Annotated in this window: 13 protein-coding genes; 5 read left to right on the top strand and 8 right to left on the bottom strand. The window is 56.7% G+C overall.

Annotated elements, in window-relative coordinates; all coding sequences use genetic code 11:
* Positions 1-198 precede the first annotated feature (198 nt).
* The gene (treF, locus tag AC6I8L_RS16085; protein ID WP_052127430.1) at positions 199-1,857 is read left to right on the top strand and encodes an alpha,alpha-trehalase TreF; all 1,659 of its coding nucleotides are present in this window, start codon (positions 199-201) and stop codon (positions 1,855-1,857) included.
* Between the two features lie 126 nt (positions 1,858-1,983).
* Here treF and AC6I8L_RS16090 read toward each other — a convergent pair whose 3' ends face one another.
* Complete coding sequence (locus AC6I8L_RS16090; RefSeq protein WP_058959307.1) at positions 1,984-2,808, bottom strand: alpha/beta fold hydrolase; 825 nt, start codon at positions 2,806-2,808, stop codon at positions 1,984-1,986.
* A 218-nt stretch (positions 2,809-3,026) separates the two neighbouring features.
* Between AC6I8L_RS16090 and AC6I8L_RS16095 the strand changes: the two genes are divergently transcribed.
* Positions 3,027-4,616, top strand: a complete 1,590-nt coding sequence (locus AC6I8L_RS16095) for an MFS transporter (RefSeq protein ID WP_058959306.1) — start codon at positions 3,027-3,029, stop codon at positions 4,614-4,616.
* A gap of 6 nt (positions 4,617-4,622) precedes the next feature.
* Here AC6I8L_RS16095 and AC6I8L_RS16100 read toward each other — a convergent pair whose 3' ends face one another.
* The gene (locus AC6I8L_RS16100) at positions 4,623-5,531 is read right to left on the bottom strand and encodes a LysR family transcriptional regulator (protein WP_058959305.1); all 909 of its coding nucleotides are present in this window, start codon (positions 5,529-5,531) and stop codon (positions 4,623-4,625) included.
* A 129-nt stretch (positions 5,532-5,660) separates the two neighbouring features.
* Between AC6I8L_RS16100 and AC6I8L_RS16105 the strand changes: the two genes are divergently transcribed.
* Positions 5,661-6,221, top strand: coding sequence for an antibiotic biosynthesis monooxygenase (locus tag AC6I8L_RS16105; RefSeq protein WP_058959304.1), 561 nt, complete (start codon positions 5,661-5,663; stop codon positions 6,219-6,221).
* Between the two features lie 19 nt (positions 6,222-6,240).
* Positions 6,241-8,109, top strand: coding sequence for an amidohydrolase (locus AC6I8L_RS16110; RefSeq protein ID WP_374754030.1), 1,869 nt, complete (start codon positions 6,241-6,243; stop codon positions 8,107-8,109).
* 102 nt (positions 8,110-8,211) lie between these two features.
* On the opposite strand, the gene AC6I8L_RS16115 is transcribed toward AC6I8L_RS16110, so the two are convergent.
* A complete protein-coding gene (locus AC6I8L_RS16115) occupies positions 8,212-9,159 on the bottom strand; it encodes a sensor domain-containing diguanylate cyclase (RefSeq protein ID WP_058959302.1) in 948 nt (315 codons plus the stop codon).
* Between the two features lie 394 nt (positions 9,160-9,553).
* On the opposite strand from AC6I8L_RS16115, the gene uxuA reads away from it, so the two are divergent.
* On the top strand, positions 9,554-10,618 hold the full coding sequence (gene uxuA, locus AC6I8L_RS16120) for a mannonate dehydratase (protein ID WP_034823371.1): 1,065 nt from the start codon (positions 9,554-9,556) through the stop codon (positions 10,616-10,618).
* A gap of 66 nt (positions 10,619-10,684) precedes the next feature.
* Here uxuA and fabF read toward each other — a convergent pair whose 3' ends face one another.
* The 5 genes from fabF to AC6I8L_RS16145 form a co-directional block, all read right to left on the bottom strand.
* Complete coding sequence (fabF, locus tag AC6I8L_RS16125) at positions 10,685-11,959, bottom strand: beta-ketoacyl-ACP synthase II (protein WP_058959301.1); 1,275 nt, start codon at positions 11,957-11,959, stop codon at positions 10,685-10,687.
* Between the two features lie 10 nt (positions 11,960-11,969).
* On the bottom strand, positions 11,970-13,526 hold the full coding sequence (locus tag AC6I8L_RS16130; RefSeq protein ID WP_058959300.1) for a DHA2 family efflux MFS transporter permease subunit: 1,557 nt from the start codon (positions 13,524-13,526) through the stop codon (positions 11,970-11,972).
* On the bottom strand, positions 13,523-14,563 hold the full coding sequence (locus AC6I8L_RS16135; RefSeq protein WP_058959299.1) for an HlyD family secretion protein: 1,041 nt from the start codon (positions 14,561-14,563) through the stop codon (positions 13,523-13,525). Before AC6I8L_RS16135 ends, AC6I8L_RS16130 begins: the two co-directional genes overlap by 4 nt.
* On the bottom strand, positions 14,560-15,102 hold the full coding sequence (locus AC6I8L_RS16140) for a winged helix-turn-helix transcriptional regulator (RefSeq protein ID WP_034823322.1): 543 nt from the start codon (positions 15,100-15,102) through the stop codon (positions 14,560-14,562). The genes AC6I8L_RS16135 and AC6I8L_RS16140 overlap by 4 nt, the downstream gene beginning before the upstream one ends.
* A gap of 224 nt (positions 15,103-15,326) precedes the next feature.
* Positions 15,327-16,019, bottom strand: coding sequence for an amino acid ABC transporter permease (locus AC6I8L_RS16145; protein WP_058959298.1), 693 nt, complete (start codon positions 16,017-16,019; stop codon positions 15,327-15,329).
* Position 16,020: the final 1 nt, after the last annotated feature.

Here is a 16,020-nt window from a genome sequence, read left to right on the forward strand (position 1 = left end):
TGCACTGATTTGAACCACCATTTAAAACATTGCTTTCACTTCCTGAAATATAGCTTGTTGTAATCGCTGTAAATTCACTAAAAAGCCGGATCAATCGACAAGATTTATTACGTTCATAGATATTTCGCATTGTTGTCTCAGCTATTCAAAGCTCTATAATTTGTGCTTTGAGCAACCAGGCAATTTCAGGAGGCCGCTATTAATACTAACCACCAGCAACGTCAAGCTTTCGGGGAACACGAAGCCCATGCTGATCTGGGGTATCAATACGATCCTCACGAATTTATCCGCGAAGGCATGGAGGATTCCGAGCCGGAACCGGAGCTGATCCAGGGTCTGCCCGCGCCAGATGCGCTCACCCCTGCCGATCGCTATCTTGAACTGTTCGAGCACGTGCAGATGTCGCGCATATTTCCGGATGGAAAAACATTCCCGGACTGCGCGCCAAAATATGATCCGCTGGATATATTAATCCGCTATCGTCGCACCCGTCGCTCGGCCGAATTCGATCTCGAAAAATTCGTGCACGACCATTTTTATTTGCCGCAGGTGAATGAAAGTTTTTATGTTTCCAATCCGGATAAATCGCTGACGGAACATATTGACGAGTTGTGGCCGGTGTTAACCAAAATGCCGCAGCAGCATTTACCGCACTCATCGCTGCTGCCGCTGCCAAAACCTTATGTGGTGCCAGGCGGGCGTTTTGGTGAGACCTATTATTGGGACTCCTATTTCAGCATGCTCGGCCTTGCCGATGCCGGGCGTGACGATTTGCTGCGCGACATGGCAGATAACTTCGCATGGCTAATCGATAATTACGGCCACGTGCCAAACGGCAACCGGACTTATTATCTCAGCCGCTCACAGCCACCGGTGTTTGCCCTGATGGTGGAGCTGTTTGAAGAGGATGGGATTCGCGGTGCCAAGCGTTATCTCGACCAGCTGATGAAAGAGTATCAGTTCTGGATGGATGGCGCGGGCGAGCTGATGCCACATCAGGCGTATCGTCACGTGGTGCGTATGCCGGATGGCTCGCTGCTCAACCGCTACTGGGATGACCGCGACACCCCGCGCGATGAGTCGTGGATGGAAGACGTGGAAACTGCCAGCAAATCGAGCCGACCGGCTAATGAGGTGTACCGCGATTTGCGTGCCGGTGCCGCATCGGGCTGGGATTACTCCTCACGCTGGTTGCGCGATCCGCAGCGTCTGGCCAGTATTCGCACTACCCAGTTTATCCCTGTGGACCTGAATGCGTTTCTCTACAAGCTGGAGCTGATGATCTCCACCCTGTCACACGCCAAAGGTGAAGAGCTAACGGCGCTGGCGTGGCAGAAAAAAGCCGATACGCGTAAGCAGGCCATTCATCGTTACCTGTGGGATGACACCGCAGGCGTGTACCGTGATTACAACTGGCGCGACGAACGCTTTGGTGCCTTCACGGCAGCGGCTGTGGTGCCGCTGTTCCTCGGCCTGGCCACGCCGGAGCAAGCGCATCTGCAGGCGGTGGCGCTGCGCCAGTTGCTGCTGACGCAGGGCGGTCTGGTGACATCGATGGTAGAGAGCGGTGAACAGTGGGATAAACCCAACGGCTGGGCACCATTACAATGGATGGCGGTAGTGGGTCTGAATCATTACGGCGAAGAGACGCTGGCGACAGAGATTGCTGTTAACTGGCTGACCACGGTGAAGAACTTCTATTCGCTGCATCACAAGCTGGTGGAGAAGTATGACATCAGCGGCGATCGTGCCCGTCCGGGTGGCGGCGGTGAATATCCACTGCAGGATGGATTTGGCTGGACCAACGGTGTGACCCGCAGGCTAATGTCGATGTACGGGCATCTGCTGGCGGATTAAAACAGAAAGGGCGCATCAGCGCCCTTTCTTTTTGGTGGTCATTATCGCAGCGGCTTATTGCGCATCTGTAAGCGGCGATGCAGCCCTGGATTCGCGCGATAAATTGCGCCGCTACGCAACCTGCGCTTATTTATTTCCCTGCAAGAATGCCAGTAAGTCGTCGTTCAACCGATCCTGATGCGTCACCGCAAAACCGTGCGGGCCGTTTTCATACACTTTCAGCTCCGAGCCTTCGATAATCTCGTGTACCAACTTACCGGTGGCTTCAAAGGGTACAATCTGGTCGTTGCTGCCGTGGATCACCAGCGTCGGCACATCCACTTTGGCGATATCGGCGCGGAAATCGGTCTCCGCAAAAGCCGTGACACAATCAATTGTGCCTTTCAGTGAGGCCAGCAGCGCAATATTCAGCGTCTGCGTCATTACGCCATCTGAAATAGTCTGGCCCGCGTTGGCCCCATAAAACGGCGTGGCGAAGTCTTTGATAAACTGCGCACGATCTTTACGCAAGCCGTCTTTGATACCATCAAACACTGCTTTTTCAACACCTTCCGGATGGTCATCGGTTTTGCCGAAGATTGGCGTCACCGCGCCCAGTAGTACCAGCCCTTTCACTTTCGCCGTACCGTAGCGACCGATATAACGTGAGACATCACCACCGCCCATTGAGAAGCCCACCAGCGTGATGTCATCCAGTTGCAGATGCTCAATCAGCGCATGAATATCATCGGCGAAGGTATCGTAATCATAACCTTCCCACGGCTGCTCAGAGCGACCGAAGCCGCGACGGTCAAACGCAATCGCACGATAGCCGCGTTCAGCGAGGAAATTTAGTTGGCTATCCCACATATCGGCATCCAGCGGCCAGCCGTGGCTGAACAGAACTGGCTGACCTTTGCCCCAATCTTTGTAATACAGGTTAACGCCGTCTTTCGCTTTGAATGTGCTCATGTTTTTTTGCTCCGTTAAGTGAGTGATGTTGTGTCTGCTAATCAAACTACATTCGGTTGCTGCAAAAACCTAAAGCAGAGATTTTGACAACTTGTTCAAAGATTTTTGCCCTGTGAAGCTGTCAAAAAAGCCTGAACAAGTTGGCCGATTTTTTCCGCTATCAAGCGTCTGGCGGGATTCGTAAGGTGCATACATCGCACATTTACAGGAACACGATGATGAGCCAGCAAAACCCAATGACGCCACGCGGCGGTGCTTTTTCTCCCTTCGCCTACGGGCTGTTCGCCCTGATCTGGACCGCCTCAGTGCTCGGCAACACCGGCAGCTTTATTCGCGATGTCGCCAGCGCCTGGTTAGTTACCGGCTTATCCGATAACCCAACCGCCGTGGCTTTAATGCAAACCGCTGCCACCCTGCCGGTGTTTCTGTTGGCACTGCCAGCGGGCGTGCTCTCCGATATCGTCGATCGCCGCCGTCTGCTAATCGTGGTGCAAATCCTGATGGCCAGCGTCAGCGGCACTCTGCTGGTGCTGTCGCACAATCACTGGCTCACCGTGGAATGGCTAATCGGCCTGACCTTTGTCGGTGGCATTGGTGCCGCGCTGTTTGGCCCGGCCTGGCAGGCGATTGTGCCCGAACTGGTGCCACGCCATGAGCTGAAAAACGCCGTGGCGCTCAACTCGCTAGGCATCAATATTGCCCGCGCCATCGGTCCTGCCACTGGCGGTTTGCTGCTGGCAAGTTTAGGCGCCATGGCGGCCTACGGTGCCGATGTGGCGAGTTATTTTTTCGTTATTGCTGCCCTGCTGTACTGGAAACGTCCGGCGAAAGCCAAAACCGAACTCAACGAACACTTCTTTGGTGCCTTCCGCGCGGGCCTGCGCTATGTCAAAGCCAGCCGTGAACTGCATCGCGTGTTGTTCCGCGCTGCGATGTATTTCGCCTTTGCCAGTGCCATCTGGGCGCTGCTGCCGCTGGTAGCACGCACCATGCTGCACGGTACCGCCGGTTTTTATGGTTTGCTGCTGGGCGCAGTGGGCGGCGGTGCGATTGCCGGTGCGCTGCTGTTGCCGCGTCTGCGCAGCAAACTCAGTAACGATGGATTGATGCTGCTCTCAGCGGTGCTGAGTGCGCTGGTCATGCTGGCATTAGCGATGAGCCCGCCGCAGTGGCTGGCGCTGTTGTTGATGCTGGTGCTGGGCGTCGGCTGGATTATTGCGCTGACCACACTGAACGGCGTAGCGCAGGCGGTGCTGCCGGATTGGGTGCGCGGTCGCGGTCTGGCGGTGTATCTGATGGTGTTTAACGGCACATTAGCCGGTGGCAGTCTGGCCTGGGGTTTAATCGCGCAACAGCTCGGCCTGGCTTCCACGCTGATGATTGCCGGGGCCGGTCTGGTGATCTCTGGCGTACTGCTGAAACGTCTGACACTGCCTGCAGGTGAAGCGGATCTGCAACCCGCGGAGCATTGGGCCATGCCGGTGGTGCACGATGATGTCGATGTGCGTCATGGTCCGGTGTTGATTCAGATTCGCTACCGCGTGCCGCAGGAAGATCGCGCCGCGTTCAAAAAGGCGATTCACAAATTGGCGCAGTCTCGCCGCCGTGATGGCGCCTATTCATGGGGACTCATGGAGCAAACCGACGATCCGACAGCATTGCTGGAGTGGTTTATGGTGGAGTCCTGGCAGGAGCATATGCGTCAGCACCAGCGTGTGTCGCACGCCGATGCCGAACTTCAGCAGGCCGTTCTGCAATATCACCAGGGTGAAGAAGCCCCGCAGGTCAGTCACCACATTGCGATATAACAGCCTTTACGCGGGAGAATAAATCTCCTGTAATCCAGGAAGCGTGAGCAGGTGCTCACGCCACCAGGTGGCCGCATTGCCGGTCGCGGTTTCATTCCACGCCAGATACGCCATATCGCGGCGGCATTCGCTATCCAGCTGGCGCGCCACCAGCGCGCCACTCTCCAGATGCGGCCTCGCCAGGTATAGCGGCAGGTAACCACAGCCCAAGCCATCCAGTTGCGCCTGCAGTTTCGCCGGGAAGTCATGCACGCTCAGCGTCTTCTGCTCATCCAGCACGCGTAAATCGATACCTGCACCGTGACGAGACGAGTCGTGAACCGTCACCGCGCGGTACTGACGAATCTGCTCGCGCAGCAGTGGTTCAGGTGCGGAAGCGAGAGGATGCTCCGGCGCGACAGCAAACACATAATCCAGCCAGCCGAGCGGTTGGCAGACAATCTCTTTGCGCGTGGCGGGTTCCTGCACCGCGCCAAAGACAATGTCCGCTTCGCCATAGTTGAGCGCTTCCCAGCAGCCAGCCAGCACGTCCTGACGGAATTGCAGCTGAGTATGCGGGTGCTCCTGATAAAACTGATCAATCAGCGGCGTGAGAATGCGAAACGGCAGTGAGGCATCGACGCTGATCACCAACTGGCTTTCCCAGCCGCTTTCGACGTAGCGCGCCTGTTGCTCTAACTCATTCACCGCGCGCAGCAGGGTGCGTCCTTTTTCCAGCATCAAACGCCCGGTCGGGGTGAAGGTGGCGCGATGGCCGGAGCGATCGAGCAGCGTGATCTTGAGATCGCTCTCCATCTTCTGCACGGTGTAGCTCAACGCCGACGCGGTTTTAAACAAGCGCGCAGCCGCAGCGGCAAAGGTGCCGTGGCGATCCAACGCATCCAAAATCAGCAGCGCCTCAAGGTTTAAACGCATACCCCATGCCTCCCCAAAAATTGTTGAACAACAACCCAAAATCTATCCGTTATCAATAAACGCTCTCATTTCGTATTTTTTTACTCAACGACGCAAGCACTTTCACCAGCGGAAACTCAGGAACTTACGATGAATTACTCACAACAAGCCAACCATGTGACGCTGGTGATTACCCACAGCATCCTGCCAGAACAGCAGGCCCATTATGAGCAGTGGCTCGACACCATCATGCCGCAGGCTGCGAGCTTTCCTGGCCATCTTGGCGTCAACGTGCTGCGCCCGGTGCACGGCGACAATGCTTACACCGTGCTGATTCGTTTTACCGGATTGGATGAGCTGTACGCCTGGCTGAAATCGGATCAGCGCAAAACGTTAATCCAGAACCTGCCAGCGATGCTGGCACAGCCAGAACACATTGAAGTGCGCCCCGGCGCCGCGTTCTGGTTTACCCCGACGCAAAAAGGCCAGGTCAAACCGGCGAAATGGAAACAATACTTACTGACGCTGGGGGTGATTTTTCCCTCTACCAACCTGGTGCCGTGGTTCTGGAATCAGGTGTTGCCCGCCGCGCACGGCACGCTGTGGGGCCACTTGCTAAATGATGCCAGCGTGGTGGCACTGGTGGTGTTCCTGTGGATGCCGATCGTTACCCGTGTTTTAAAACAGTGGCTTATTGGCCGCAACGCGTAATCTAACTGGAGAAGAGATGATGACAACGGCCACACTGATTTTTACCAACGGCAAATTCCACACGGTGGATCGCGCCAACCCGTTCGCCACTGCGGTGGCGATCAAAGACGGCAAGTTTCTCGCGGTAGGCAGCGAAGCGGAAGTGATGCGCTTTACTGGTAACGACACGCAGATTATTGATGCCAAAGGCCACACCGGTATTCCTGGCCTTAACGACTCACACCTGCACCTGATTCGCGGTGGCCTTAACTACAACCTTGAACTGCGCTGGGAAGGCGTGCCGTCACTGGCCGATGCGCTGCGTATGCTGCGTGAACAGGCGCTGCGCACCCCTTCACCGCAGTGGGTGCGCGTCGTCGGCGGCTGGAGTGAATTCCAGTTTGCTGAACGCCGCATGCCGACGCTGGATGAGATCAACGCCGCCGCGCCGGATACGCCAGTGTTCATCCTGCACCTGTATGACCGTGCCCTGCTGAACCGCGCTGCGCTGCGCGTGGTCGGTTACACCAAAGACACGCCGAACCCACCGGGCGGTGAAATCCAGCGTGACAGCAACGGTAACCCGACCGGCATGCTAATTGCGCGCCCTAACGCCATGCTGCTGTACGCCACGCTGGCGAAAGGACCGAAGCTGCCGCTGGAACAGCAGGTTAACTCCACACGTCAGTTTATGCGTGAGCTGAACCGCCTCGGCCTGACCAGCGCCATTGATGCGGGCGGCGGCTTCCAGAACTATCCCGATGATTACGATGTGATTTCGGAACTGCACGCCAAAAAGCAGCTGACGGTGCGCATTGCCTACAACCTGTTTACTCAGCGTCCCGGCCATGAACTGGAAGATTTCGAGAAGTGGACCGACATGCTGAAGCCGGGCCAGGGCACCAATTTCCTGCGTCACAATGGAGCGGGCGAGATGCTGGTGTTCTCGGCGGCAGATTTCGAAGACTTCCTCGAACCGCGCCCCGACCTGGCCCCCGGCATGGAAGATGAACTGGAGCGCGTGGTGCGCCATCTGGTTGAGCATCGCTGGCCGTTCCGTCTGCATGCCACCTACAACGAATCGATCAGCCGCATGCTGGACGTGTTTGAAAAAGTAAACCGCGATATTCCGTTTAACGGCCTGCACTGGTTCTTTGACCACGCCGAGACCATCACCGAAGCCAACATTGAGCGCGTCAAAGCGCTGGGTGGCGGGCTGGCAGTGCAGCATCGTATGGCATTCCAGGGCGAATACTTTGTCGATCGCTACGGTAAAGAAGCCGCCAAACAGACACCGCCGGTAGCACGCATGTTGGATGCAGGCGTGCCAGTTGGTTTGGGCACCGATGCCACGCGCGTCGCCAGCTATAACCCATGGACCGCGCTCTACTGGCTGGTTTCTGGCCGCACCGTCGGCGGCATGCAGTTGTACGATGACAATGCGCGTATTGACCGCGAAACCGCGCTGATGCTGTGGACCAAAGGCAGCGCCTGGTTCTCCAGCGAGCAGAATGCCAAAGGGGAAATCAAAGTCGGTCAGTTGGCGGATCTGGTGCTGCTGTCGAAAGATTTCTTTAGCGTGCCGGAAGAGGAGATTAAAGGGATTGAATCCGTGTTGACGCTGGTCGATGGCGAAGTGGTGTATGCCGCAGGTGGGTTTACGCCGCTGTCACCACCACCGGTGCCAGTGTTGCCAGAGTGGTCTCCGGTGGTCACCGTGCCGGGCCACTACCGTAGCGCGCCACCGCAAGCCATTGGTCGTGCGGCGATGATGCCGAAAGTGCACCAGTGCAGCGGCCCTTGTGGGGTACACAGCCACTCACACGATGTGGCACGCCAGTCTTCGGTACCGGTGTCGGATAACCATGCCTTCTGGGGTGCGCTGGGCTGTTCGTGCTTCGCGTTTTGAGTTAAAGGCGGTTTATGGCCCTCTCCAGGTGAGAGGGCTTTGCTGCAAATGGGGACACAGACTTTGGCGGTGGCGCGCGTCTGTTTCCGCAACCACAAAAGATTACCCCGCCAGGCCAAACCCTTGCTTGCCGTTCTTCTTAATCTGGTACATCGCTTCATCGGCACGCGTCAGCGCCTCATCAAAACTAAAGTGCGGCTGCACCGTCGCCACGCCAATGGAAGCACCAATCTGCGCATGGCCGTTATCAACATCAAACGGCGTCAGTGCGGCATCCAGCACCGCCTGCATCATGATGCGCACTTTGGGGAAATCGATCAGGAACGGCATCAGCAGCACAAACTCATCCCCGCCCAGACGGCCCACCACCACGTTCGGTGGCACCTGGTCAAGAATGCGCTGGCTGAGCTGAATCAACACTTCGTCGCCACTGCGATGGCCGAGCGTGTCGTTAACATGCTTAAAGTTATCGAGATCGATAAATGCCACGCACAGCGGCCCCTGCGCTTTCATTTTGCTGAAATACGTTTGCAGCGCGTGGCGGTTGGTCAGGCCGGTCAGCGGATCGTGATGCGCCAATGAAGAGAGTTGCGCTTCATACTGCTTCTCTTTGGTCATATCGATGTGCGTGCCGGTGACTTTAAGCGGATTGCCTTCTTCGTCCCACTCGGTCACACGCCCACGATCCAGCACCCAGGTAATTTTATCGTTCTTACCCAGCATGCGATGCAGCGCCTCATAGTAAGGCGCACGCCCTTCGATATGATCGTAAAACGCCTTGAGCACTTCATCGGCGTCATCGGGGTGCAGGCGTTCGCGCCAGACTTCAAACTGCGCTTTAGTCTCTTTCGGCTGGAAACCCAGCATCGAACCCCAGCGTCGATTGAAAATCACCAGCTTGCCGCTGGGAATATCCAGCTGCCACAAACATAAACCGGTTCCGTCCAGCGCCGCATTCAGCTTGTTTCGCGCGTCATGCGCTATGCGCTTCAAGCGCGCATTATGCTTTTTCAGGTTCTGAATCTGCTGACGCAGCGCTTCTTCGGACATGATGGCTGACGGAGAGGAAATAAGGGTTATTCTGCCTGCCAGGAAGTTTCTGATAAATAAAACAAATGAAAAGCCGATCAGTAGCGGAAAATTGCATCAAGCTCAGAGGGAACGGCGAAGCATTGAGGTTATTTCAGCTAACAAAACTTTCTTTATTCCTGCAAGGCAGTAGAAAACGCGCCTGGGAAAAGGCGTACCTCTTCTTTCCGTTCTCGTTGCGTTAGCACCCGAACTAAATTTAGGCCGCGTAAATCCGCCACACCGCCTGCTTTTCCGAAGAAATTGTGTTCTGTGACGCGGATCAAGAGATATTCGTTAGTCGATGCTGTGATCATGTTTACTAGAATGGTAGTTTAACAGTTATCGCAGCAACACGATGACGGTGGATGAGATTATGCAACTGACAATGCGTTGGTTTGGTCCCAAAGAAGATAAAGTTTCGCTGGAATATATACGCCAGGTGCCGGGTGTACGTGGCGTAGTCGGCGCGCTGTATGACGTGCCGGTCGGGGAAACCTGGCCGAAAGATAAGATTAAAGCACTGGTTGATCAGGTACATGCCGCCGGTCTGACGGTGGAAGTGATCGAGAGCGTCAACATTCATGACGACATCAAGATCGGCCTGCCGAGCCGCGATCAATATATTGAGAACTACAAGCAGAGCATTCGTCACCTCGCTGAAGTCGGCGTGAAAGTGATCTGCTACAACTTCATGCCGGTATTTGACTGGATGAAGACCGACATGAACTACGTGCTGCCAGACGGCTCACTCACCATGGCGTTCGAGAAGAAAGGCATCGATAAGAGCCTCGACGAAGTGGTGCAGGAAGTGTTGGGCAACTCAAACGGTTTCGCGTTGCCAGGCTGGGAGCCAGAGCGTCTGGCGAAAGTGCAGGATCTGTTTGCGCAATACAAAGACGTTGACGACAACAAGCTGCGTGAAAACCTCGCTTACTTCCTGAAAGCGGTGATCCCGGTATGTGAAGAAGTGGGCGTGAAGATGGCGATCCATCCTGACGATCCACCGTACTCGATCTTCGGTCTGCCACGCATTGTGAAGAATCGCGAAGACCTCGATTGGATCTGTAACGTGGTGGATTCAGAGGCTAACGGCATCACGCTGTGTACCGGATCGATTGCGGAAGATCCGCAGAATGATGTGTACGGTATTCTGGCCGAGTTCTCACGCCGTAAACGTATTCCGTTTGCGCACGTGCGTAACATCAAGATTATTCAGGACAAAGATTTCTACGAGTGCGCACATCCTACTGAGTATGGCTCGCTGGATATGTACAAGGTGCTGCAATCGATGCACGACAACGGCTTCGATGGCTACATTCGTTCCGATCATGGCCGCTTTATCTGGGGCGAAACCGGACGTCCGGGCTACGGTCTGTATGACCGCGCACTCGGCACCACTTACCTTATGGGTCTGTGGGAAGCGCTGGAAAAGCGCTAATTCACCCCGCCCTCCAGGCCGCTGTAAACAGCGGCCTTTTTTATTGCCGTCAGTCTTCCCAGCACGTTAACGGAAAACCTCATCCCAACCCTTAAACAGCAAGCTGGCATTTACGCCGCCGAAGCCAAAGCCGTTCGACAGCACATACTGCATCGCCATCGGCAGGGGTTTCAGCGCCACCACATTCAGCCCGGCAGCGGCTTCATCGAGATGCAGCAGATTGAGCGTTGGTGGTGCAATTTGGTCGCGCAGTGCCAGGACCGAGAAGATCGCCTCCACGCCGCCCGCCGCGCCCATCAGATGCCCGGTGGCGGATTTGGTCGAGGTAATCGCCACATCGCTGCCGGCAAACAGCGTGCGGATTGCCGCCAGCTCGCCCTTATCACCCACTGGCGTCGAGGTGGCGTGAGCATTGATATGCTGCACATCTGCCGGGCCGATGCCCGCCTGCGCCAGCGCGGTTTCCATCGCGCGGCGCGCACCTTCGCCGCTTTCCGGTCCAGCGGTGAGATGGTACGCATCGGCGCTGGTGCCGTAGCCGACCAGCTCCGCCAGCGGTGTCGCACCGCGTGCCTGTGCATGTTCCAGTGACTCAATCACCAGCAGGCCCGCGCCCTCTCCCATCACAAAGCCATCGCGGTCACGGTCAAACGGACGAGACGCCTGCTCAGGGTGATCGTTAAATCCGCCTGACATCGCTTTCGCAGCCGCAAAGCCCGCCAGACTGACGCGATGGATCGCCGCCTCGGTGCCGCCGCACAGCGCGACATCCGCCTCGCCACTGCGAATCATTCGCGCCGCATCGCCAATCGCCTGCGCGCCCGCCGCGCACGCCGTGACAGGGGCGCCAATCGGGCCGCGAAAACCGTGGGCAATCGACACATGCCCTGCCGCCAGATTGGCGAGGAAAGAGGGAATGGTAAACGGCGATAAACGACGCGGGCCGCGATTGGTGGTGGTTTCAACCGCGTTGGCGATCTCGTTGAAACCACCAATGCCAGTAGCAATCACCGTCGCGGTGCGCTGGCGATCTGCCTCATCCTGCGGGAACCAGTTGGCTTGCGTCAGCGCTTCATGCGCCGCCACCAGCGCAAACTCAATAAAGCGATCCATTTTCTTGCGATCTTTTGGCGCGATCACGCGCTCGGGATCGAAGCCATGCTGCGGATCTTGATCCAGCGTAGGCACCTGCCCGGGAATTTTGCAGCTGATGTCCTGTACCATCTCGTCCGGTAAGGCGCTGATCCCCGATTTTCCCGCGAGCAATGACTGCCACACCGCTTCTGTACCGCAGCCGAGCGGGGAAACCATCCCCATACCAGTAATCACAATACGTTTCATCGATAACTCCTTAAGCTGCGGGCTTTTTCATCAAAGGAACCAGCAGCGCAGCGATACAAAATCCGACCATGATCAGCCAGAATGCGTCCGAAAAAGCCTGCGTGCGCGCCTCGCGCAGGGTGAGTGAAGCCAGCGATTGCAGCGCCGCTGTGTGCGCCGCATCCGGGCTTAATCCATTGAAAATCAGGGCTGCGGTGCGCGATTGCAGATAGTCGCCGAGCGACAAACTGCCGCTGTTGAGGTGATCGGCCAGGCGGCTGAAGTGCAAATTGGTGCGGTCATTCAGCACGGTGCCGCACAGCGCAATGCCGATGGCACCACCGAGATTACGCATCAGATTAAACAGTCCTGAGGCTAATTTTAGTCGCGCGGGTGGCAAGCTGCCGAGCGTCAGCGTCACGGTGGGCGCCACCGCAAACTGCTGCGCCATGCCGCGAAACGCCTGCGGGAACAGCAGCTCTTTGGCGCCCCAGTCATGGGTAATCGGCACAAAGAAAAACATCGATACACCAAAACTCATCAGGCCAAACGCCAGCAAAATGCGCAGATCAACGCGATTCGCCAGCCAGGCATAAAACGGGATCGACAGGATCTGAAAAATGCCGGTGGAGAAGATCGCCAACCCAATCTCCAGCGCACTAAAGCCGCGCACCTGGCTAAGAAACAGCGGCGTGAGATAGATGGTGGCGAAGATCCCCACGCCAGCCATAAACGAGAAATAACAGCCGAGGCTAAAGCACGGATCTTTTAACGCGCGCAGATCCATGATCGGCTTGGCGTGGTTTAGCGTGCGGAAGATAAACAGCACGCCACACAGCAATGCGATCCAGCCCGTGGTGGTGATGGTGCTATCGTCAAACCAACCCCAGCGCGGCCCCTCTTCCAGGGTGTAATCCAGACAGCCCAATGATAGCGCCAACAAGACAATGCTGAAGTAATCCGCACCGCGCAGTAACTCGGGATTCGGCGAGTCGATCCTGACCAGCAGCGGCACCGCAATGGTGATGTAGATACCGGGGATGATGTTGATGTAAAACAGCCAGTGCCAGCTGAAGTTATCGGTAATCCAACCGCCGACCGTGGGCCCTAGCGTCGGGGCTAATGAGGCCAGCGCACCCACGGTGGCGGCCGCAATCACCCGCTGCTTGCCCTGGAAAAAGGCAAAGGCGGTAGTGAACACCAGCGGAATCATCGAGCCGCCCGCCAATCCCTGCAAGGCGCGAAAGGCGATCATGCTCTGAATATTCCACGCCCAGGCGCACAGCAAGCTCATTACCGTAAATCCGCAGGCGGAGACGGCAAACAGCCAGCGTGTGGACATCACGCTCGCCAGCCAGCCGGAAAGCGGGATAATGATGATTTCCGCGATCAGATAGCTGGTTTGTACCCACACGGTTTCGTCGTCACCCGCCGATAGCCCTCCGCCGATATCCCGCAATGAGGCGGAGACAATCTGGATATCCAGCAAGGCGATAAACATGCCGATGCACATGGTGGCAAAGGCAAACACCTTCTTGTTCACTGGCATCTCCGCCGGTGCCATCAGCGGTGCGGCCACACTGCTCATCGCGCGCTTCTCTCATCCACCGTCACCGTGACGGAAAGACCAGGGCGTAACAGACCCAGCACCGCCGCGTCGCCGTCCAGCACAATGCGCACCGGCACGCGTTGGACAATTTTGGTGAAGTTGCCAGTGGCATTTTCTGCCGGAAGAATGCTGAAGCGTGAACCGGTGGCTGGCGACAGGCTGCCAACATGGCCATTAAAGGTGCGACCGGGTAACACGTCCGCGACGATGCGAGCCACCTGCCCCGGCTTCATATTGGCTAGCTGGCTCTCTTTGAAGTTGGCATCGATCCACAGCCCTTGAACAGGCACCAGCGACAGTAGCTGCGTGCCGCTGCTGACATAAGAACCTGACCAGGCGCGACGGTTGCCCACCACACCATCAAAGGGGGCGCGGATTTCAGTGTATTCAAGATTGAGCTTCGCCATCGCCAGCCCCGCTTGTGCCTGAGTTAAGGCGGCTTTGGCCTGCTGCTCACGGGCATCCAGCACCTGCAACTGGCGCTCGGCAACGGTTTTGTCGGCGCGGGTTTTGCTCTCTTCCGCCATCGCCTGATGGTAATCGGCCTGAGCATGATCGCGGATCTGCTGTGACACCGCGGAGCTGCTGGCCAGCGCACTGTAACGGCGCTGATCGGAGGTGGTTTTCAGTGTCACCGCCTGCGCTGCCAGCAGAGAGGCGTGCGTGCCCGCAATAGTGGCAAGTTGCAGCTGGCGCGTGGCGGCGATATCGCTTAACGCGGCTTGCTGTGCCGCCACTTCGCCCGTTGCCTGATCCACCGCCGCCAGATAATCACGGTTATCCAACTGCACCAGCAGATCGCCTTTTTTCACCTGTGCGTTGTCCTGCACCGCCAGCGTGTGAATGTAACCGGACACTTTGGCGGAGATGGCACTGATATCTGCGCCAACATAGGCATCATCGGTCGAAGGCATAAAGCGCGCGGTGTGCCACCAATAGTAGCCATAACCTGCCGCCGCTAAACCGCCGATTGCCAGTGCCAGCAGCAGAGCGTATTTTTTACGCGTGCGGGTCATGGCTGTTTCTCTGTAACAGGCGGAGAGAATTTCAGCGTGCTGTCACCCGCGCGTTTTTTCTGCAAATAATCATGGCGATAGTGCATGATCGGCGCCGCTGCCGGGCCGGGCACCATTTGGTATTTATCGCTGGTGAGTGGTTGGCCGTTTTCGCTATCGACCAGCTGCGGTTTCACTGGACGCTGGGTGGCGGTTTCCACCAGCTGCATCTGCCTTCCTTCCGGCGAGAAGTGGGTGCTGCCCCACTCGGCCAGCGCCAGGATAACGCCACGCAAATCACGTCCGGCGGGCGTAAGGTGATATTCGAAGCGCATCGGCGTGGTGCTGTAACACACCTTTTCCAGCAAACCATCTTCCACCAGCTCTTTCAGGCGGCGCGACAGGATGTTCGGCGCCACGCCGCTGTTTTTCTGGAATTCGTCAAAACGGGTAAAACCGGCCAGCGCATCGCGCATGATTAGCATGCTCCAGCCATCGCCGACGCGGCCAAGGCTGCGCGCAATCGGGCAGGCCATTTGATAGAGCGGTTCGTTTTTCATGGTGGGTATTCCGGGCAGTGTCTAATGCGGAGTACTGTTGCAGAGTGACTATCATTTTGCAAGTGACTTGCATAATGATAGCAAGGAGTGTTCATGGTGAAGCGCAATGAATTGCGCCGCTACCCAACCCGTGCGGGCCCTGTAGCAGCAAGATTTATCGCGCAAATTTGCCAAAAAAAACGGCAGCCACACTGGGCTGCCGTTTCATCACAACTTAGCCATCTCTAGGTGCGCACGCGCAGCGCCGCCTCAATCTTGTCGGCGATATTAGTGACCACATAAGCAATCACCATGTAGAACACCACCGCAATCAGGAAGGCTTCGAGGTAGTAGAAATTCAGCGCCGCCGTCAACTGCGCCTGGGCAAAGATATCCACTACTTCAATCGCAAATGCCAGCGACAGGGCTTTCATGATCACCATAAACGCATTCGCCAGATCGGGGATCGCCGCCACGATAATCTGCGGGAACATCACCCGACGGAAAAGCTGTCCACCGCTGTAGCCGAGTGATAAGGCTGCATCGGATTGTCCACTGTCGAACGAGTTCAGCGCGCCTTTCCACACTTCGGCCTGGAATGCCGCGACACAGGCACTCAGTGCCACAATGATGATCACCCAGTTCGGCAGTGAATGGGCATTCACCTCGACGCCAAACAGCGTGGCAACAAAGTGCAGCGCCGGTGGCAAGCCGTAATAGGCGAGAAAAATCACCACCACCATCGGCACGCCTTTGAAGGCGATTTTGTAGGTGATCACCAGCTGGCGCAGCACGGGAATGCGGCGATGTTCGATAAAGGCAAACAACCCGCCCAACAGCGTCGAACAGATAAATACCGTGACCGCCATCAGCAGCGTCACCGGTACCGCATCGAGAATGCTCCAGAAGTCCGGCAGCAAAACCTCAGCATCAAACATG

Source organism: Type-E symbiont of Plautia stali, assembly GCF_059731115.1.